18 protein-coding genes and 1 pseudogene are annotated in these 19,776 nt (G+C 68.4%); 6 read left to right on the forward strand and 13 right to left on the reverse strand.

Annotation, left to right across the window (positions count from 1 at the left end; genetic code table 11):
• Positions 1 to 28 precede the first annotated feature (28 nt).
• Complete coding sequence (locus LU699_RS10830; RefSeq protein WP_232137520.1) at positions 29 to 1,669, reverse strand: MutS-related protein; 1,641 nt, start codon at positions 1,667 to 1,669, stop codon at positions 29 to 31.
• Entirely contained in the window at positions 1,666 to 1,866 is a 201-nt protein-coding gene (locus LU699_RS10835; protein ID WP_232137519.1) for a hypothetical protein, read from the reverse strand. The genes LU699_RS10830 and LU699_RS10835 overlap by 4 nt, the downstream gene beginning before the upstream one ends.
• A gap of 24 nt (positions 1,867 to 1,890) precedes the next feature.
• On the opposite strand from LU699_RS10835, the gene LU699_RS10840 reads away from it, so the two are divergent.
• From LU699_RS10840 to LU699_RS10845, 3 genes and pseudogenes are all read left to right on the forward strand, one after another.
• Positions 1,891 to 2,403 (forward strand): nuclear transport factor 2 family protein, encoded by a 513-nt coding sequence (locus tag LU699_RS10840; RefSeq protein WP_232137518.1) that lies wholly within the window; start codon positions 1,891 to 1,893, stop codon positions 2,401 to 2,403.
• 163 nt (positions 2,404 to 2,566) lie between these two features.
• A pseudogene (locus LU699_RS18430) lies at positions 2,567 to 3,094 on the forward strand (DUF2207 domain-containing protein); the annotation flags it as partial.
• Positions 3,095 to 3,146: 52 nt separating this feature from the next.
• Entirely contained in the window at positions 3,147 to 4,316 is a 1,170-nt protein-coding gene (locus tag LU699_RS10845; protein ID WP_268739117.1) for a DUF2207 domain-containing protein, read from the forward strand.
• A gap of 162 nt (positions 4,317 to 4,478) precedes the next feature.
• Here the strand turns inward: LU699_RS10845 and LU699_RS10850 are convergent, their stop codons facing one another.
• From LU699_RS10850 to LU699_RS10865, 4 genes are all read right to left on the reverse strand, one after another.
• Positions 4,479 to 7,649, reverse strand: a complete 3,171-nt coding sequence (locus tag LU699_RS10850; protein WP_232137517.1) for an efflux RND transporter permease subunit — start codon at positions 7,647 to 7,649, stop codon at positions 4,479 to 4,481.
• Between the two features lie 248 nt (positions 7,650 to 7,897).
• Entirely contained in the window at positions 7,898 to 8,890 is a 993-nt protein-coding gene (locus LU699_RS10855; protein WP_232137516.1) for an efflux RND transporter periplasmic adaptor subunit, read from the reverse strand.
• Positions 8,887 to 10,182, reverse strand: a complete 1,296-nt coding sequence (locus tag LU699_RS10860) for a TolC family protein (protein WP_232580160.1) — start codon at positions 10,180 to 10,182, stop codon at positions 8,887 to 8,889. The genes LU699_RS10855 and LU699_RS10860 overlap by 4 nt, the downstream gene beginning before the upstream one ends.
• Before the next feature lie 53 nt (positions 10,183 to 10,235).
• Positions 10,236 to 10,583 (reverse strand): DUF2946 family protein, encoded by a 348-nt coding sequence (locus LU699_RS10865; protein ID WP_232137513.1) that lies wholly within the window; start codon positions 10,581 to 10,583, stop codon positions 10,236 to 10,238.
• 164 nt (positions 10,584 to 10,747) lie between these two features.
• Between LU699_RS10865 and LU699_RS10870 the strand changes: the two genes are divergently transcribed.
• Positions 10,748 to 11,380, forward strand: coding sequence for a hypothetical protein (locus tag LU699_RS10870; protein WP_232580161.1), 633 nt, complete (start codon positions 10,748 to 10,750; stop codon positions 11,378 to 11,380).
• Between the two features lie 88 nt (positions 11,381 to 11,468).
• Here the strand turns inward: LU699_RS10870 and LU699_RS10875 are convergent, their stop codons facing one another.
• The 4 genes from LU699_RS10875 to LU699_RS10890 form a co-directional block, all read right to left on the reverse strand.
• Positions 11,469 to 12,389 (reverse strand): ParB/RepB/Spo0J family partition protein, encoded by a 921-nt coding sequence (locus LU699_RS10875; protein WP_232150223.1) that lies wholly within the window; start codon positions 12,387 to 12,389, stop codon positions 11,469 to 11,471.
• Complete coding sequence (locus LU699_RS10880) at positions 12,386 to 13,201, reverse strand: ParA family protein (RefSeq protein ID WP_232137508.1); 816 nt, start codon at positions 13,199 to 13,201, stop codon at positions 12,386 to 12,388. Before LU699_RS10880 ends, LU699_RS10875 begins: the two co-directional genes overlap by 4 nt.
• Positions 13,202 to 13,396: 195 nt before the next feature.
• Positions 13,397 to 14,038 (reverse strand): 16S rRNA (guanine(527)-N(7))-methyltransferase RsmG, encoded by a 642-nt coding sequence (rsmG, locus tag LU699_RS10885; RefSeq protein WP_232137506.1) that lies wholly within the window; start codon positions 14,036 to 14,038, stop codon positions 13,397 to 13,399.
• Positions 14,039 to 14,360: 322 nt separating this feature from the next.
• Complete coding sequence (locus LU699_RS10890; RefSeq protein ID WP_232137505.1) at positions 14,361 to 14,954, reverse strand: 4'-phosphopantetheinyl transferase family protein; 594 nt, start codon at positions 14,952 to 14,954, stop codon at positions 14,361 to 14,363.
• 111 nt (positions 14,955 to 15,065) lie between these two features.
• Between LU699_RS10890 and LU699_RS10895 the strand changes: the two genes are divergently transcribed.
• Together LU699_RS10895 and LU699_RS10900 are read left to right on the forward strand one after the other, a co-directional pair.
• On the forward strand, positions 15,066 to 16,484 hold the full coding sequence (locus LU699_RS10895; protein WP_232137504.1) for an AMP-binding protein: 1,419 nt from the start codon (positions 15,066 to 15,068) through the stop codon (positions 16,482 to 16,484).
• Positions 16,485 to 16,586: 102 nt separating this feature from the next.
• Positions 16,587 to 16,844: a GlsB/YeaQ/YmgE family stress response membrane protein gene (locus LU699_RS10900; protein WP_232137503.1), complete on the forward strand. Its 258-nt coding sequence runs from the start codon at positions 16,587 to 16,589 to the stop codon at positions 16,842 to 16,844.
• A gap of 105 nt (positions 16,845 to 16,949) precedes the next feature.
• On the opposite strand, the gene xth is transcribed toward LU699_RS10900, so the two are convergent.
• Genes xth through LU699_RS10915 form a run of 3 tightly spaced genes read right to left on the reverse strand, consistent with a single transcriptional unit; the run spans position 16,950 to position 19,704 of the window.
• A complete protein-coding gene (xth, locus tag LU699_RS10905; RefSeq protein WP_232137502.1) occupies positions 16,950 to 17,723 on the reverse strand; it encodes an exodeoxyribonuclease III in 774 nt (257 codons plus the stop codon).
• Complete coding sequence (locus tag LU699_RS10910; RefSeq protein WP_232150222.1) at positions 17,720 to 19,015, reverse strand: sensor histidine kinase; 1,296 nt, start codon at positions 19,013 to 19,015, stop codon at positions 17,720 to 17,722. The genes xth and LU699_RS10910 overlap by 4 nt, the downstream gene beginning before the upstream one ends.
• Positions 19,012 to 19,704, reverse strand: a complete 693-nt coding sequence (locus LU699_RS10915; protein ID WP_232137500.1) for a response regulator transcription factor — start codon at positions 19,702 to 19,704, stop codon at positions 19,012 to 19,014. The genes LU699_RS10910 and LU699_RS10915 overlap by 4 nt, the downstream gene beginning before the upstream one ends.
• Between the last annotated feature and the right edge of the window lie 72 nt (positions 19,705 to 19,776).

Consider the following 19,776-nt stretch of genomic DNA (forward strand, 5'->3'; position numbering starts at 1 on the left):
TATTTCTCGAGTCGTGTGCTGCTTCTGCTCAGTGAAGAGGCGTTTTTGAAACGACCGAATGCGTGTCGGCGTAGGCTTTTGCATACATCAACGCATCCGACACGAGATCCGCCGGAAACCCGTTCCGCGCGAGCAGCTGGATCGCGTTGCGACGATCCGTACGACCGGCCCGCAGCCGGTAGTCGAACCAGCCGTCCACATCCGGATCTTCCTGGAAGTAATACAGATCGTAGGGCCCGGCGACGTCGTCCTGCAGTTCGACGTCGTGCGTGGTCACCAGTACCTGGGCGTTGCGGCCGAGCCGTTCCAGCACGGCGCGGCCGGCGGCCAGGCGTTCGACGGTGTTGGTGCCGTTGAACAGTTCGTCGATCAGGAACAGACGGCAGCTGCCGCGGTCCGCGTGTTCGATGAAGGTCTGGATCGCGGTCATCTCGGCGAAGTAATGGCTCCTGCCGGATTCGACCGAGTGTTCGCCGCGGATCACCGCCATGACGCGTGTGTGCGGCAGCGTCACCTCGCGAGCGAAGCAGAAGCCGAGCGTGCGGCCGAGGATGAGGTTGATGCCGACGAGTTTGATGAAGGTGGTCTTGCCGGCCATGTTGGAGCCGGTGATGAGGGCCGAGCGCCCGTCGAGCCGGATCGAATTCGAGACCGGTCGCTGCGTCAGCGGATGCGTGGCATCGACGAGGTCGAGCAACGATCCTTTCGCGATCACGGGCTCGCAGTGCTGCGGCCGCTGCTCGAGGAACGAGGCGACCGCGATGGCAGCGTCCACCGCACCGACGCTCTCAAACGTCGCCGCCAGCTCCGTACGCACGCGAACGAAGCGCGTGACGGTGCGGCCGTAGGCGGCGAGTTCGAGGAGAAGCAGCAGGTTCAACCAGATGGCGACGCTCTGGATCCATGGCGAGTAGAGAAACGCGATCCAACCGAGCGAAGCACGGACCTTGCGCCGCAGTGGCGCTTCGGCACGCAGGCGGTCGAGTTGCGGCAGGGCGGATGCGCCGCTGCGAACTCTGGCCAGGCCGTCCGCGACACGCAGCAGCTGGCTGCAGCCTTTGAGCAGCTCGATGTCGCGAAACAGCGGCGCCGACAGGCTGAGGATCAGCAGGAGATTGACGCCGACCGTGAGCAGCAGCGTCCAGATCGGCAGCGGCGTCACGATGACCAGCGCCAGAACTGCGACACACAGGAGGCTCCACCACGGCAACAGGCGGTGGAGTGGCCCGACTTCGGGCGGTGCACCGAAAATGAAGCGGGCCAGTTGCCAGTTCGATGTCGTGTCCAGACCCGCGAGCGCGAGTTGCAGGCGTTCGCGCAGCGGCGCATCGGCACGCAGCGTCTGGCAGCTGGCGTAGTGCGCAGCGGCCTGCGCCGGTTCGACGTAGCGCCGGAGCTGGCGGTAGAGGCACTGGCTGCCGAGCGGGCTTTCGGTCGTGTCCAGATCGGCAAACAGGCGCGGAAACTCGAGGTCGGTCCAGGTCTGGTCGTCCACGACCTCGCCTGCCGACGCGTCCCGCGTCAGGTCGAAACAGCGGCTGATCCCGCTGTGCGCCTTGTCGCCCGGCTGGCCCCACTTCGCACGCAGGTTCGCCAGCGCCTGGCGCCGTGGGAACAGGGCGTCGAGCACCGCGCGACCGCCATCCTTGAGCAGTTCGAAAATCGTCATGCGTTCGACTGTATCGGCAATGCGCGCGCGGGTCTGGATGCCGTCGCTGGATCGGCAATGTCCTGACCCATCCGGAATGACCGCTGCGCGTCGCTCCCCGCGTTGATCATCCTGCGTTCCAATGCTGTCCCCTGGCAGCCGACGGCGAACTGCCGTTCGACACTGGACGCGGCGATCAGGAACTTTGTGACATTCATTGCATATCCATGAGGAGCGTCACCGTGCTGAAAACGATCGTGTTCGCGGGATTCCTTGCCACCGCATCCCTGGCATCTGTTCCGCTGTTCGCACAGACGAACCCGCCCGCGGCACGCGAGGGGGTGCATGCCGAACACGAGGTCGTTGCGCTCGCAGGCACCTACGCGAACGCGATCGTCGAACGCGATGTCGCCACGCTCGAGCGCTTGTTGGCGGAAGACTTCATCGATGTGTCGCCGGATGGCACGGTCAGTCCGCGCGCGCAGTTCATTGCCGAGTACGCGAACCCGTCGGCCACCGCACCAAAGTTTGAATCCGCCGTATTCGATGCCAGTGATGCGCAGGTGCGTGTCTACGGCGACACGGCCCTCATGACCGGCCGCAGCACATGGCGTGGAAGTGCAGGCGGCCAGGCGTTCACTGGCGTGCTCGTTTCGACGATGGTGGCCGTGCATCGCGATGGGCAGTGGGAGATCGCGGCGTCGCATTCGAGTTCGGTGCCGCCGGTGCGAGGCGCGTCGTCTCCGGCGGAGTGACCCGCGCCCGACCCGCGGCGTTCGCAATGCCCGGCTCCGTCACGGGGCAGGCATCAGACCGGGCACACGTCGCGCGCGACACCTCCACGCCTGCGGTGTGATCATCGGCATTCGCGTCGCGGGGGCACTCCTTCGGCGCGCTCCACCCCCAGGGAACCGCCCGATGATCCGTCTGCTGCTGTCGTGTCTGCTGTTGCTGTGCACCGCGCCGCTGCTGGCGCAGGAACGCATCCTGTCCTACGACAGCGATCTGCAACTCAATGCCGACGGCAGCCTGGACGTGACCGAGCGCATCCGGGTGCGGGCGGAGGGCGAGAACATCCGTCGCGGCATCTATCGCGATTTCCCGACGACCTACAAGGACGGCCGCGGCAACCGGGTCGTGGTCGACTTCGAGATGACCGGCCTCACGCGGAATGGACAGCCCGAACCGTTCTTCCTGGAAAACAGGTCCAACGGTGTGCGCATCAACACCGGTAACGACGACTTCCTGTCGGTGCCGGGGGAGTTCACCTACACGCTGCGCTATCGCACGTCGCGGCAGCTGGGCTTCTTCGACACGCGCGACGAGTTGTATTTCAACGCGATCGGCCACGGCTGGGCGTTCCCGATCGAAACGGGCAGCGCGACGCTGCGCCTGCCGCGTGATGTGCCGGTCGCCGATCTGACCGCCGAGTGCTACACGGGCGCGCAGGGCGGGACGTCACAGGCCTGCACGGCCGAGGTCACCGGCGCGCTGGACGTTGACCGCGCCACTGCAGCCGGAGGAAGGGCTGACCACGGTGCTGTCGTTTCCGAAAGGCCTGTTCGTCGAACCGACCCGCGAACAGCGCCTGCAGTGGATGCTCAACGACAATCGCGCGGCGCTGATCGCGCTGGCCGGACTGATCGTGATGCTGGCCTCCGGCCTGATGCGCTGGCGCAAGGTGGGGCGCGACCCGAAGGCAGGCCCGGTGGTGGTCGAGTACGACCCGCCCGACGATCTGTCGCCCGCCACGCTGCGCTACATCGAGAAGACCCACATCGACACGCGTGGATTCTCGGCCGATGTGCTGTCGCTGGCCGTGGCCGGGCACGTCGACATCCATCGCGACGAGAAGGTGCTCAAGCAGGACGACTGGCGCGTGCAGCGCGCCGCCGCTGCAGGCTGCACGCTCGCGCCCGACCAGACCGCCTTGCTGACCGATCTGTTCGCAGACGGCGATTCGCTGACCTTCCACCACAGCAACGCCACGCGCATGCAGCGCATCCTCGGCGCGCATCAAGTGCGGATCAAGACGGCGATGGCCACGCGCTTTCCCGGCGGTCTGTACCGCTACAACGGCGGCAGCATCGCGTGGATGGCGTTGCTGCTGGCGGTGTTCTCGATCGCGACGTTGGTGTTCGGCGTCGGCACAGGCTCGGGCCTGCTGCTGGCGGCGCCGCTGCTGGTCGCGATGGTGGTGGTGTTTCTCGCATTCGTGTTCCTGCTGCCGACGGTGACGCCCGAAGGCCGGCGCATGCGCGACCGCATCGAAGGTTTCCGGCGCTATCTGACGGTGGCCGACAAGCAGGATCTGCAGCGCCTGCAGGCGCCGGGCGCGGACGCGCCGACGCTGGACGCGGGCCGTTTCGAATTCCTGCTGCCGTATGCGGTGGCGTTGCAGGTCGAGGACGCCTGGACGAAGAAGTTCACCGCCGCCGTGGGCGCCAGTGCGGCGGCGGCTGCGACGGCGTCGATCGGCTGGTATTACGCCAGCGGCCTGCACGGCGGCGCAGGCATCGGCGACATGGCCGGTTTCAGCAAGGCGATCGGCAGTGGATTCACCGGGCAGATCGCGTCGTCGGCATCGCCGCCCGGGAGTTCGTCGGGGAGTGGGGGTGGTGGGTTTTCGGGTGGGGGCGGTGGAGGAGGGGGTGGTGGTGGGCGGTGAGAGATTTGGTGTGTCGCCAAGAGCGCCCTCACCCCAGCCCCTCTCCCGGAGGGAGAGGGGCTCAGTCGGCGCGAGCTTCGGATTCTTTTAGCCCCTCTCCCTCCGGGAGAGGGGTTGGGGTGAGGGCAGCTGCGCAGGCAAATCCCGGTTCCTCTAGAAACCTCAAACTCGCACGGCCCGCCGGTGCACCCACCGGTACAGCACCGGCAATACCAGCAGCGTCAGCAGCGTCGACGAGAGGATGCCGCCGATGACCACCGTTGCCAGCGGGCGCTGCACTTCCGCACCCGCGCCGACGTTGAATGCCATCGGTACGAAACCGAGCGAGGCGACCAGTGCGGTCATCAGCACCGGACGCAGGCGGCCGAGTGCACCTTCGACGATCGCAGTGCGTAGATCGAGGCCGTCTTCGCGCAACTTACGGATGAAGGTCAGCATGACCAGGCCGTTGAGCACGGCGACGCCCGACAGCGCGATGAAGCCGACGCCGGCCGAGATCGACAGCGGAATGCCGCGCGCCGCGAGTGCGAGTACGCCGCCGGTGAGCGCGAGCGGCACGCCGCTGAAGACCACCAGCGCATCGCGCAGCGAACCGAAGGCCATGAACAGCAGTGCGAGGATCACCGCCAGCGTCAGCGGCACGACCAGCGAAAGTCGCTGACTGGCCGACGCCAGTTGTTCGAACGTGCCGCCGTAGTCGATCCAGTAGCCGGTCGGCAGCGTGACCGAACCGGCGACTGCGCTCTGCAGCTCGCCGACGAAGCCACCCAGATCGCGCCCACGCACGTTGGCGGTGACGACGATGCGGCGTTTGCCGTTCTCGCGGTTGATCTGGTTCGGCGCGAGCTGTGTACCGATCGTCGCGACTTCGCGCAGCGGCACCGTGCGTGGCGTGCCAGTGGCCCAGGTCCCGCTGCGGTCGGATTCGTCGGCGCTGTCGCCTGCGGTACCCGCGAGCGGAATCGGCAGGTCGGCAAGCGCTGCGGGATCGCCGCGCAGCGATTCAGGCAGGCGCACGACGATGTCGAAGCGGCGGTCACCCTCGAACAGTTGTCCCGCCGTCTCGCCGCCGATCGCCGCGGCAACCACGCGCTGCACGTCGCCGGGATTGAGCCCGTAGCGCGCCATCGCACGTGGATCGGGCGCGATCTCCAGCAACGGCAGGCCGTCGACGGCTTCGATGCGCACGTCGGCGGCACCGTCGATGCCCTGCAGCACGCGTTCGACCTCGCTGGCGACGGCCTGCAGGCGCTCGAGATCGTCGCCCTGGATCTTCACCGCCACGTCGCTCCGCACGCCGGAGATCAGTTCGTTGAAGCGCATCTGGATCGGCTGGGTGAACTCGTAATTGTTGCCGGGGAGGGTCTCGGCGATGGCTTCAAGTTCGCCGACCAGTGCGGCGCGTGGTTTGCGCGGATCGGGCCAGTCGGCGCGTGGCGCAAGGATCAGGAAGGTGTCGGCGACCGACGGTGGCATCGGATCGTTGGCGACCTCGGCAGTGCCGATCTTCGAGAACACGCGTGCGACCTCGGGCACCTGCAGCAGGTGGCGTTCGAGCACGCGCTGCATCGCCACCGATTGTTCGATGCCGGTGCCGGGCACGCGCATCGCATGCATCGCGATGTCGCCCTCGTCGAGGCTGGGAATGAACTCGCTGCCCATCTTTGTGGCCAGCCAGCCGCAGGCCAGCACCAGCACCAGCGCGCCGCCGACCAGCCAGCGGCCGTGCCGCAGTGCCCAGTCGAGCGCAAGCGCGTAGCCGCGACGTGCGGCCCGCATCACCCGGTTGTCGTGCTCGGCAACGCGTCCGCGCAGCAGCAATGCGATCGTCGCCGGCACGAAGGTCAGCGACAGGAGCATTGCGCCGGTCAATGCCAGTACGACGGTGATCGCCATCGGATGGAACATCTTGCCTTCCACGCCTTCGAGCGCGAACACCGGCAGATACACCGCGGCGATGATGCCGAGCCCGAACAGGCTGGGTCGGATGACCTCGGCGCTGGCCGATGCCGCGATCGCATGCCGCTCGCGCGTATCGAGCAGGCGGCCGAGCCGCTGCTGCGCTTCGCCGAAGCGGCGCAGGCAGTTCTCGACGATGATCACCGCGCCGTCGACGATCAGACCGAAATCCAGCGCGCCCATGCTCATGAGATTCCCGGACACGCCGCCCTGGCGCATGCCGATCACGGTGAACAGCATCGTCAGCGGAATCACTAGGGCGGTGAGCAGCGCTGCGCGCACGTTGCCGAGCAGCAGGAACAGGACCACGATCACCAGCAGCGCGCCTTCGATCAGGTTCTTGGCGACGGTGCGGATGGTGCGGTCGACCAGCGCCGTGCGGTCGTAGACCGCCACAGCGCGCACGCCATCTGGCAGGCTCGCATTCGTTGCCTCCAGACGCTGCGCCGCGGCCTGCGCAACGGTGCGGCTGTTCTCACCGAACAGCATCAGCACCGTGCCGAGCACGACTTCCGCGCCGTTCTGCGTGGCCGCGCCGGTGCGCAGTTCGCGGCCTTCGCCAACGCTCGCCACATCGTGCACGTGGATCGGCACGCCATCGCGCCGCGCCATCACGATGTTGCCGATCGCCTCGACATCGGCCACCTGGCCCGGCACACGCACCAGCAACTGCTGGCCGTTGCGTTCGATGTAGCCGGCGCCGACATTGCGATTGTTGTTGGCGACCGCGGTGACGACATCCTCGAACGTGAAGTCGAGCGCAACCAGCAGCGCCGGATCCGGCGTGATGTGTACCTGTCGCGCGAAGCCGCCAATGGTGTCGACCTCGGTCACGCCGCGCACATTGCGCATCTGCGGCCGCACCACCCAGTCCTGCAGCGTGCGCAGATCGGTCGCGGTGTACGGCGTGCCGTCCGGCTTGCGCGCATCCGCGTCGGCTTCGACCGTGTACATGAAGATCTCGCCGAGCCCGGTCGCGACCGGTCCGAGCGTCGGGTCGACATCGTCCGGCAGCTGCCCCTGCACCTGCTGCACACGCTCGGCCACCTGCTGCCGCGCGAAATAGAGATCGGTGCCGTCTTCGAACACGACGGTGACCTGCGACAGACCGTACGCCGACAGCGAACGCGTGTAGTCGAGCCGCGGCAAGCCGGCGAGCGCGGTCTCGATCGGAAAGGTCACGCGCTGTTCGGTTTCCAGCGGCGAATAGCCCGGCGCGGCGGTGTTGATCTGTACCTGCACGTTGGTGATGTCGGGCGTCGCATCGATCGGGAGTTTGGTGAAACTCCAGCCGCCGACGGCGACGAGCAGCAGCGCGGCGGCGAGGACCAGCCAGCGGTGGCGGATGGAGGCGTGGATGAGGGACTCAAGCATGGATATGGGCCCCGCTTGTAATCAGGCGTGACTGCGCAGGAACGCCTCCGACCCCGGTCACGTCATTCCAGCGGCTTTCAACAGACGTATGTCTGATCACGCTGGGATCCATTTTGATGTTGGCGGAATAACTTGAAGACCGGCTTCGGTTCGCTCCCAGCGAAGATGGATTCCCGCTTCCGCGGGAATGACGGAGAATCGGCAATCCGCGAACCGGTCCCGACTCACGGCTAGCGTCGGGAGTGACGTCAATGCGCATGACCCGCCCCCGCCTTCTCCAGATCCGCCTTGATCGTGTAGCTCTGCTCCACCACCACCTCCTCGCCCACCGCCACGCCATCGACGATCTCGATCTGTCGCGCGTCGCGCCGCCCGAGCGTGACCGCGCGCTTCTCGTAGCGATCGCCCTCGCGTACGAACACCACGTCGCGGCCGTCCATCTGCTGCAAAGCCGTCAGCGGCACAACGAGATCCGCCGGTTGCGTCGACACGGTAACCATCGCGCGCACGGCCGAGCCGGGCCGCCATTGGCCGTCGGCGTTGTCGAGCGTGGCGCGGGCGATCGTGCTCTGGCTTGCAGTGGCGGTGCCGGGCAGCACGCGATCGATACGCGTGTCGGCGGTCGCGCCGTCGCCGAGGCGACTGATCGTCACCGGCGAGCCGGCTGCGAGATGCTCGGCATCGCGGCCGAAGACATGCAGGTCGACCCACAGCGTCGACAGATCGGCGATCTCGTACAGCACTGCGCCTTCGCCGGCGCTCTGGCCGACGGATGCGTTGCGCGCGAGTACGGTGCCACTGATCGGCGCAGCGACCGTATACGTCGACAGGCTGAGATTGCTCTCGATCGTCGCCAGCGCCTGGCCGGCGCGCACGCGATCGCCGACTTCGGCGTGCAGGCGGCGGATCGGCCCGGGGAAGCGTGCGGTCACGCGAGCGTTGCCGCTTTCCAGCGTGGTCAGCAAGCCCTGCACTTCGTGCTGGTCGGCGATGGTGCCGGCTGCGGCGGGTGCGACGCGGATGCCGACGTCGTCGGCAATGTCAGCCGCGATCGTGGTGGCGTCGTCTGCATGGTCATCGTCGTCGCCGTGGCCGTCATCGGCGTGCTGGGCTGCGGTTGCGCCGGCAGGCGCATCGGTCGTGTCGGCGGCGGGCGTGGTCGACGGTGCGCTGCACGCAGGCAGTCCCAGCATCAGGGCGAGCGCGAGCGATGCTTCAGTGACACGGTGGAACGTCCTCATCGGGCGTCTCCTTCGAAGGGGGCAGGCGTCGCATGCGCGACGACGAGGGACTGGCCGGTCAGGCGCTGCAGTTCGATCAGGGCGATCTGCGCGGCTTCGGCGGCGTCGAGTTGCTGGCGCAGTGCATCGCTGCGCGCGTCCTGCAGTTGCGACCATTCGAGATACGACACCGCGCCTGCGCGCCAAGCGCGTTCGGTCGCGCTGGCGGCGCGACCCAGCCGCGGCAGCACATCGCGCGCGAGCAGCGACACGGCCGACTGCGCGACGCGATAGCGGCCGTGCGCTTCGGCCAGCGTGGCCTGTAGTGCTCGATCACCGGCGTCGCGTTCGATCGAGACCAGCGCCAGTTCCGCCGCCGCGGCGCGAATGCCCGGCTGCGCGCGCGCGCGACTGCCCAGCGGCACGACGAAGCCGCCGACCAGCGAGGTGTCGCCGTTCTCGCGCTGATGACGGATGCCGGCCTGCCAGCCCATGTCCGGCGTGGCGTCGCTGCGCGCGAGCTGCAGCCGCGCCTCGGCGATGCGCTCACGATCGTTGAACTGCAGCAGCTCGGGCGATCGCGCGAGCAGTTCTCGCAACGTGCCGAAGTCGGCGATGTCGGGCAGCGCCAACGGATCGCTGTCGGCGATGGCGAACCCGCCGTCCGGATCACCCCACAACATCGACAGGCTGCGCTGCGCGGTTTCGATCTCCAGTCGCGCATTGGCGATCTGCAGTTCGGCCTGCGCCTGCGCCGCCTGCGCGGTCAGCACGACCGCTTCGGGCGATGCACCTGCGGCGAAGCGCTGACGCGCAGCGGCCACGAAGCGCGTGCGCTGCGCGACATCGGCCTGCGCGATGGTCTGGCGCCGCGTCGCGACGACGATCGCGAGATGGCGGCGCGCGGTTTCGGCCAGCAGGTCGACGCGTGCGGACTCGCGCTGCAAGGCGAGCGCATCGATGCGGGTCTGCGCGAGCGCGCTGCGTGCATCGGGCTTGCCGCCACGCTCGAACACGCCGGCCAGCGTCAGCGTGGTTTCGAGTGTGCGCGTGGGCGCATCGAGACCGAGGTTCTCGATCTCGATGCCGGCCTCCAGCGGTGGACGCAGCGCGGCGACCTCGCGTTCGGCATCGAACACCGCGCGCTGGCCGTCGAACAGGCGCAGATCCGGATGGGCATCGGCGACGCGCGCGAACGCGTCATCGAGGGTCAGGGCCTGCGCGCTTGCGCGCACGGGCACGGGCGCCGACTGCGCGGCCGCAAGGCACGGCGCAGCGGCGAGGGCGGCCAGGGCCGCCAATCGCAACAACATGGGAACGCTCCAATTTCGGGATGACGAAAAGCCGGCTCAGGCCGGCGCGGGCGTCATGCGGAAATCGGCGGTCGCAACAGGGAATCGGGCACGCGCGCGGGCGCGGCTTCGAACGCCGGCCAGGCCGGATGCGACATCGCCAGCGGTGCCAGCAGCGATGCCACCGGCGGGAGCGCGGGCGTATGCGCGCCACACGTGGCGCAGTGCGCGACCGCGTGCAGCAGGTCGTCGCCGTCTTCGTGCGTGTCTGCCGCGTGGTCGTGCTGCTCGGCGGTCTCGCCGTGCGCGGCCTCGTAGGTGTTGCCCATCGCCACCAGCACCGGCGCTGCCATCAGCCCGAACACCAGCAGCGCCAGCAGCAGCCGGCGCGACCAGGACAGGGAGTTGGCGAAGCGATGCATCCTCGCAGCCTAGGCGCTGCGCACGGCGTTACACAATTCCAGCACACGCGTGCGCGGCGCGGTGGACCGTTCGTGGCGCTTTCTGCGTTGGATGGAAAACGGGCCGGATTCGCGCGCAACCGGCCGCCCACCATCGCGCTTCGCGCAGCGACCGAGAGACCGCCATGACCCGATCCCGCCTGCGACATGCCGTGCCCGCGTTCGCGCTGGGTGTGCTGTGCCTGACGGCCGCCGCCGCGCCACCGCCGACCGGCAGCCGTGAACTCGATCCGGACATCGCCGACCGCCTGCCGCGACCGGAGGTCCCGACACTGCGCCGGGTCTGCGCGCAGCCGTTCGAGAACCGCGGCACCTTCGATATGGGCGCGAACGTCACCGGCGCCGGCGCGTCTTCGGACTTCGTGCCCGAGAACCGGTATCTCGAAATCCGCCAGGTCCGCGCCACGCTGCGCGGGCCGGGACTGTCGGCCGGCGATCTGTCCGCCAGCGTGTCGGGCGAGAGCGGCTGGTACGACATGCGGTTGTCGAACAACGCCATCATCTGGACCGCTACCGCGGACGGTCCGCTGTATGCGGACCGCGGCAGCAGGATCAAGTTCGTGGCGTATCGCAACAGCGGCAGTGATCGCGCAGTGACCGGCGATTACGTGATACGCGGCTGTCTTCTGGACCGCTTGCCGCAACGGATCACGCGGCCCGACATTGATGTGCCGCGCTTGCCGAAGAAGCGGCTGACGCCACGCGAGCCGGTGGAGATGACGCCGCTGCGACGCCCTGCGGTGCGGCCCGGAGGCTGAAGCGTAAGCGGACTGCCCTGAGCAGTCCGCTCTGGTGTGACACGGTGCGCGACGGGTTTCGCTGCGCGCTACACATCCTAGGAAGGCGTTATGCGCGCTGTGCGCGCAGCCGTTCCAGCACGCCGTCGAGGGCTTCGAGATTGCCGTAATGGATCACCAGGCGGCCCTTGTTGCCGCGGCCGTTGGCGATCGACACGCGCGTGCCCAGCGTCTCCGACAGTTCGTTCTCCAGCGACACGATGTCGGCCTGCGGGCGCGCCTTGTTGCGCGCGACGGTGCGGGTGTCGCCGCCCGGTACGCGACCGGCGGCGAACTGCTGCGCGCGGTGTTCGACTTCGCGCACCGACCAGCCGTGCTCGACGGCGTCGCTGGCGAGCTTGCTGGCGAGTTCAGGCGACAGCGTCAGCAGGGCGCGGGCGTGGCCCATTTCCAGCTGCTTGGATTCGACCAGGATGCGAATCGCCGGCGGCAGTTCGAGCAGACGCAGCAGATTCGACACCGCGGCGCGCGAACGGCCCACGGCTTCGGCGGCCTGCGCATGGGTCAGATCGAATTCGTCGATCAGCCGCTGCAGCGCCTGCGCTTCTTCCAGCGGGTTGAGGTCTTCGCGCTGGATGTTCTCGATCAGCGCCATCGCGACGACCGTGCGGTCCTCGACGTTGCGCACGACCGCCGGCACTTCGCTCAGACCGGCCTGCTTCGACGCACGCCAGCGGCGTTCGCCGGCGATGATCTCGAACGTGCGGTCGGGTCGCTCGCGCACCACCAGCGGCTGGATCACGCCCTGCGCCTTGATCGACTCGGCCAGCTCGGTGAGCTTGTCGGCGTCCCAGTGCTTGCGCGGCTGGTACTTGCCGGCGCTCAGCGCATCGATCGGTAGCACGCGCAGCGTGTCCTGCTCGGTCGCCTCCAGACTGGTCGGCGCCTCCGCTGCGGCCTTGGGGCCGAGCAGGGCTTCGAGGCCGCGGCCCAGACCGCGCTTCCTGGCGGGCGTCTTCGCAGCGGTCATGCCGGCGTCTCCATGGCAGTAGCGTCCTGATTGCTTTTCTGTGCGTCACGTTCGCGCTGACGGCGGATCACTTCGCCTGCAAGACCGAGATAGGCGATCGCGCCGCGCGAGCCCTTGTCGTAGCCGACGATGCTCTGGCCGTGACTCGGCGCCTCGGCCACGCGCACGTTGCGCGGCACGATGGTGCGGAACACCTTGTCGCCGAAGTGGTTCGTCAGCTCGCCCGACACGGCATTGGCGAGGTTGTTGCGCACGTCGAACATCGTGCGCAACACGCCCTCGACCTCGAGCTTCGGGTTGAGGTTCTGCTTGATCGCATCGATCGTCTGCAGCAGCGCGGTCAGGCCTTCGAGCGCGTAGTACTCGCACTGCATCGGCACCAGCACCGAATCGGCGGCGGTCAGCGCATTGAGCGTCAGCAGCGACAGCGCCGGCGGACAGTCGATGAGGATGTAGTCGTAACGCGGGCGCAGCGGTTCGAGCGCGCGCTTGAGGCGTTGCTCGCGATCTTCGGCGCCCATCAGTTCGAGTTCGGCGGCGGTGAGATCGGTGTTGCCGGGAATCAGGTCGACCTCTTCCTCGGTCTGCACGATCGCATCGCCGGCTTCCACTTCGCCCAGCAGCACGTCGCAGGTCGACACTGGCACCGCGCCCTTGTCGATGCCGCAGCCCATGGTCGCGTTGCCCTGCGAATCGAGGTCGACCAGCAGCACACGTTTGGGCGTGCGCGCGAGCGCCGCGGCCAGGTTCACGGCCGTCGTCGTCTTTCCGACGCCGCCCTTCTGGTTGGCGATGGCGATGATGCGGGCCATGGGCTCCGTGCGAGGTTCAGGAAGGGAGCCGGCCACCGCGGGCGGCGGCCGGACCGGGGATTATGCCCCCCAAGGGTCGCTTGGGGACACCGATCCGATCCTGCGTCCGCATGACGGCGGCAACGCGGTTGCAACTGAACCGGCAATGCGCGGCCGGGTGTCGCCAATGTCCCGCGCTCGATGCGGGACAGTGGCTCAGGCGCGTGCGACGACGACCAGATGCCGTTCGGCGTCGAGGCCGGGCACCTTGAGCGGCGTGACCGAGTCGAGCCGCCAGCCGGTCGGCAGCGCGGCGATCTCGTCGACCGGATGGACGCCCTTCATCGCCAGCAGACGTCCGCCGTCCGCCTTCGGCAGATGGCCGCCGACGGCGAGGATGTCGGGCAGCGTGGCGAGCGCACGCGCGGTGATCGCGTCGAACGCACCAGGCCTGTCGACGGCTTCGATGCGCGATTCGGCGACATCGGCATTGGTGAGCTTCAGCTGGCGCACCGCTTCGCGCAGGAAGCGCGCCTTCTTGCCGTTCGACTCGACCAGGGTGACGTGCAGCCCCGGCAGCGCAATGGCCAGCGGAATGCCGGGGAGGCCCGGACCGGTGCCGAGATCGGCGAGCGTGGCGAGGCCATCGACGTGCGGCACCATCGCCAGCGAATCGAGCAGATGCCGCACGACCATCTCGCGCGGATCGCGCACGGCGGTCAGGTTGTAGGTCTTGTTCCAGCGCACCAGCAACGCGAGATAGGCGAGCAGCGGGTCGGCCAGCGTCGGCGCGAGGCCCAGCGTGCGCAGCCCGGCTTCGAGTTCGGCGCGCAGCGCGGTGTCGTCGGAGAGTTCCATGGGGCGCATTGTAGAAGCTGGTGTGGTGCGTGGTCTGTGGATCAAGCCGGATGATCGCTTCCTCGCGTGCGCTTGATGAGCGCGGGTGTCCAGTGGGCTCGAACGTCAAGATTGCGGTGCGCCTTGTCCTTCCCCCTCTGGGGGAAGGTGCCCGGAGGGCGGATGAGGGCGCTTTCAGGGTGTTCCCCGTAAGCTTCGGCCCTCACCCGACGCGCTGCGCGCGCCGACCTCTCCCGAAGGGAGAGGTGCAGATTCCTTGGCAGGTCGGGAGACGACCTTGATCGCAGATCAGATCTGCGAATCAGCAACCCGGAACGCCCGCTCAATCCACCCGCCGCCACGCCACCGTCGACAGATAGCCCGGCAATGGCGAGAACGCATGCAGATGCCAATCCCCCGGTGTCCCCAGCGCGGGATCGCAGGCGACCAGCGCCCAGCCATCGTCGCGCGCTGCGAACTCCAGGCGATCGAGCCCGAACGACAGCCCATGCCCATGCGCCTTCAGCACGGCTTCCTTCGCGCACCACAGCTGCACGAACGCGGCTTCCGCGGCGTCGGGTGCGCGTTTCGCCAGCGCCGTCGCTTCGCCCGCAGTGAAGAAGCGCTGCGCCAGTGCCATTGCCTGCGGACGTGGTCGCATCCATTCGATGTCGACTCCAACCGCGACGCCGTCGCCCAACGCGACGAGCAATGCGTCGCCGCTGTGGCTCCAGTTCGCGTCGAGGTCCGGCTGGCCGGGCACCTGCAACTGCGGGCGGCCGCGGGCGTCGCGGGTGAGGGCGATGTCGCTGTCGGCGCGGCCGAGCGTCTCGACCAGCCAGGGGCGCACCAGGGCTTCGGCGGATTGACCGCGGCGGTAGTCCCGCCACGCGATTCGCACCGCCCCGGCGGCCAGACTCATGGTTTCGCTGAACATCCCTCGCTGAACATCCGAACTTGGCATCCCGCAGGGCGTCCAGCGTAAGCTAAAACAGCTGTTCCGCGGGCCGGACACGGCGTACGGAACAATCTTCGGAGTCGCAACACGATGTCGGCAGTGGGTGTGGAACAGGGCGCTTCGCGCATTGAAGGCCTGCAGCGCGCAGGCGAGCACCGGCCGCTGGTCGACGGCCATCCGTCGCGCGCGATCGCGTTCGGGGCCGATGGCGTGGTGACGCTCGACACCTTTCTCGCGCAGGTGCGCGGCGTCGCCGCGCTTCTGCCCGATGCGCCGTTCGCGCTGAATCTCTGCGAAGACCGCTACCGCTTTCTCGTCGCGTTCTGCGCGGTCGCATTGCGTGGCCAGACCACGCTGCTGCCGCCGGCCCGCACGCGCGGTGCGATCGACGACGTGCGCGCGCGTCATCCGCACAGCTACTGCATCGGCGATCGTGACGACTGCGGCTGCGATGACCTGTACGACGTCAGCCACGCGCCCGCGCCGCCGCATTACGTGCGTCTGCCCGATGCGCTGCCGACGCGCGATGGCGACGTGCCGCAGATCGCGCTCGACGCGCTGGTCGCGATCGGGTTCACCTCCGGCAGCACCGGCGTCCCCGGCGCCAATCCCAAGACCTGGGCCACGTTCCACACCGGCACGCTGCAGAACCTCGCCGCGCTCGCCGATCTGCATGGCGAGGCCACGCTGCCGGTCGTGGCGACCGTGCCGCCGCAGCACATGTACGGCATGGAGCTCTCCATCCTGCTGCCGCTGCTCGGCAACGTCGCCGTGCACGGCGCGCGGCCGTTCTTTCCCGAGGACATCGCCGCCGCGCTGCGCGATGCACCGCGTCCGCCGCTGCTGGTCACCACGCCCGTGCATCTGCGCTCGCTGGTCGAATCCGGTGTGGCCCTGCCGCCGCTCGCCGCGATCGCCACTGCGACTGCGCCCTTGCCGCAGGCGCTCGCCGCCGAGGCCGAAGCCCGGTTCGGCTGCGAAGTGCGCGAACTGTTCGGCTCCACCGAGACCTGCATCTTCGCGCGCCGCCGCACCGCGCTCGAGCAGGCCTGGACCCCGTTCGACGGCGTGCGCCTGCAGCCCGTGCCCGATGGCACCCTCGTGCACGCGCCGCATCTGCCCGAACCGCGCCTGCTGGCCGACATCGTCGAACTCGACGCCGCGGGTCGTTTCGAGCTGCGCGGCCGTCAGGCCGACATGATCGAGATCGCCGGCAAGCGTGCGTCGCTCGCCGACCTCACCCGCCGCCTGCTCGCCATCGACGGCGTGCGCGACGGCGTGATCTGCCAGAGCGCCACGCCCGATGCGACTGGCGTCCGCCGGATCATGGCCGCCGTCGTGGCGAGTCCTGCGCTCGACGATGCGGCGCTGCTGGACGCATTGCGGGCCAGCATGGATCCGGTGTTCCTGCCGCGACGCATCCGCCGCGTCGATGCGCTGCCGCGCAACGAGACCGGCAAGCTGCCCCGCGCCGCGCTCGACGCGCTGTTCGGTATCACCGCGACCTGAATACCGACATCTCCGTCACGGACCGGGCCGGATGCTGGCGCCGGCCTTCGGGCCTGCACGCGCCAATCCCGATTTCCCGCGTTCCGCACTGGAGCATTCCGCATGAATTTCCTCATCTACATCATCGTCGGTGGCATCGCCGGCTGGCTCGCCAGCATCCTGATGCGCACCAACGGGCAGCAGGGCATCCTGCTGAACATCGTCGTCGGCATCATCGGCGGCTTCATCGGTGGCTGGCTGCTGCCGATGCTGGGCGTGTCGCTCGGTGCAGGCTGGATCGGCTTCCTGCTGACCGCGCTGATCGGCGCGATCATCCTGCTGGCGATCGTCAACCTGTTCCGCCGCGGCAGCGCGCGCTGATCGCGGCCGGATCGACGTAAAAAAAGGCCCGGCATTGCCGGGCCTTTTTTGTTGGGGATGTCATCCGGTATGGCATCCGATCCAACGGCAGCGCTGCGCGGCGTGTCAGCCCGAGATGGTGACCCACGCAGGCGCGTGATCGCTCGGCCGTTCCCAGGTCCGCGGTTCGCGGTCGATGCCGGACGCGACGGCCTGATCCCGCAACGCATCCGACACCAGCGTCAGATCGATCCGCAAGCCGAGATCGCGGCGGAAGCCTGCCTGCCGGTAATCCCACCAGCTGAAAACACCGGCGTCCTCGTGATGCAGACGGAACGCGTCGTGCAGACCGAGGCCGAGCAGGCCGCGCAGGGCGTCGCGTTCGGCGGTCGAGGTCAGGATGTGGGCGTCGTTCCAGACCGCGGGGTCGTGCACGTCGCGGTCGTCGGGTGCGATGTTGAAGTCGCCGAGGACCACGAGCTTCGGATGCGCGGCGAGTTCGCGCTGCACCCAGTCGTGCACGGCGGCGAGCCAGCGCAGTTTATAGGCGTACTTGTCGGTGCCGACGTCCTGGCCGTTGACGACGTAGAGGTTGATGACGCGCACGCCGTCGATGGTCGCGGCGATCACGCGTTTCTGTTCGTCCTCGAACCCCGGGATGCCGATCTGCACGTCGTCGAGCGCGCGATCGCGGGCGAGCAGGGCGACGCCGTTGTAGGTCTTCTGGCCCGAGAACACCGTGCGGTAGCCAAGCGCGGCGAGGGCGGTATCGGGAAAGCGCGCGTCCTCGAGCTTGGTTTCCTGGATGCCGACCACGTCGGGCTGCGCATCGCGCAGCCACTGTTCGAGGTGCGGCAGGCGGACGTTGAGCGAGTTGACGTTCCAGCTTGCGATCTTCATCCGGGAATTCTAGCGTCCGGCGCGTCGCCGGTCGCGCGCATGCGCAGCGTGGCGATGGTGCCGCCTTCCGCCGACGAGCGGATGTCGAGCGCCCAGCCGAGGTGTTCGCAGACGCGCGCGATGAGTTCCAGGCCGATGCCGTCGCCGGTCGGCATGCCGGTGCGCGCCATGCGCGAATAGACCGCGCTGATCTGCTCGGGCGTCATGCCGTGGCCGGGATCGCGGATCACGACGGTGGCATCGGCATGCAGTTCGACATCGATGCGCCCGTCGTCGCTGTGTTCGATCGCGTTGCGCAGCAGGTTGCCGACCGTCGCGCGCACGACCGCCGGTGGCGCGAGCAGGGTGCAGGGCTGCGCCGTGTGCAGCACGATCTGCAGTGCCTTGTCGCGGGTGAGGTGGCGGTGGTCATCGATGATCGCGGGCAGCAGCGTCGCCAGCTCGATCGGCTGGCCGGCCTGCAGCAGGCGCGCGGGATCCTTCGCCAGCGCGAGCAGCAGGGCGATCATCCGGTCCATGTCGTCGGCGGTGCGCTGGATGCGGCGCAGCTGGTGCGCGGTGACGGCCGGCACGTCGGTCGGCGCCAGCGCGAGTTCCGCGGCGCCGGACATCACCGCGATCGGCGTACGCAATTCGTGGCTGGCGGTGTTGATGAAGGCGCGCTCGCGATCGACGAACTGTTCGTTTCGCCCCAAGTAGTCGTTGAGCGCGTTGGCGATGACCAGCAGTTCCGAACTCGCGCGCGTCTCGGGCACGATCCGTTGGCCGGCGCGATCGGGCGACAGCGCGGCGATGTCGCCGGCCAGCGTGGTCAACGGCCGCAGCGTGCGCCCGAGTCCCAGCGCCATCAGCCCGCCCATCACCGTCACCAGGACGACCGACGAGCCGAGGATGAAGAGGGTGAGCCGGTCTTCCTCGCGCTCCATGTCGGTGATGTCGAGGGTCAGCACATGGCGCACGCCGTCGACGTGCTCGACCAGCACCAGGATTTCGGTGCCGTCCGGCAGTTCGACTTCGTCGTGGATGCCGTCGGGCAGGGCCGCGGTTTCCGGCGGCGCACCGCCGTTGACGTACAGACGCAGGCTGTCGGAATCGCTCCAGCGATACGAGGGATCCGCCGCGCTGCGTTGCAGATGGTGGGTGAACTCGGTGCGCAGCATCGAATCCCACAGCAGGCGCTCGGCGTACTCGTTGACGAGGAAGCCGTGCAGCGAAACGCCTGCGGCCAGCAGCAGCGCGTAGACCGCCAGCCAGTACAGGATGCGACTGCGCAGGCTGCGCGCGCGGCTCATGCCGCTGCGCCCGTGTCGGCGGGCGCGGCCAGCCGATAGCCGTAGCGCGGCAGGGTCTGGATCAGCTTGATCGCGAACGGGCCATCGACACTGCGGCGCAGTTCGTAGACATGCGAGCGCAGCATGTCGCCGTCGGGCGGCGCGTCGGCCCACAGCGCGTGTTCCAGCTGCTGGCGATCGACCGCGGCGGGGCTGGCCTGCATCAGCACTTCGAGCAGCTTGCGGCCCGCGGGATACAGATGCAGCGGCTGGCCGGCGCGGCTGGCCTCGAGCGTGTCCAGGTTGAGGCGCAGGTCGTGCACTTCCAGCGTGCGCGCGCCGCGGCGACCGTGCGCGCGCGCCAGCACGGCTTCGAGCCGCACTTCGAGCTCCGGCAGTGCGAAGGGCTTGGTCAGATAGTCGTCGGCGCCGGCGCGGAAGCCGGCGATCTTGTCGGGCAGTTCGTCGCGTGCGGTGAGCATGATCACCGGCGTGTCGATCGCATGTTCGCGCAGGCGCTGCAGCAGCGCGCGGCCGTCGAGGCGCGGCAGCATCCAGTCGAGGATGATCGCGTCGTAATGCTGGGTCACCGCGAGGTGCAGGCCGACGATGCCGTCCGGCGCGGCGTCCATCTCGTGGCCGCGCGGCTCGAAATAATCGAACAGGTTGCCGACCAGGTTGCGGTTGTCCTCGACCACCAGCAGTCGCATCGGTTCTCGTCCTGGGCGCAAGGCAGTGCCGGTTGATGATACGGCGCGGCGGGGCCGTGTTCCGACAGGCTT

The sequence above is a fragment of the Luteimonas fraxinea genome (assembly GCF_021233355.1).
GTDB classification, from domain to species: Bacteria; Pseudomonadota; Gammaproteobacteria; order Xanthomonadales; family Xanthomonadaceae; genus Luteimonas; species Luteimonas fraxinea.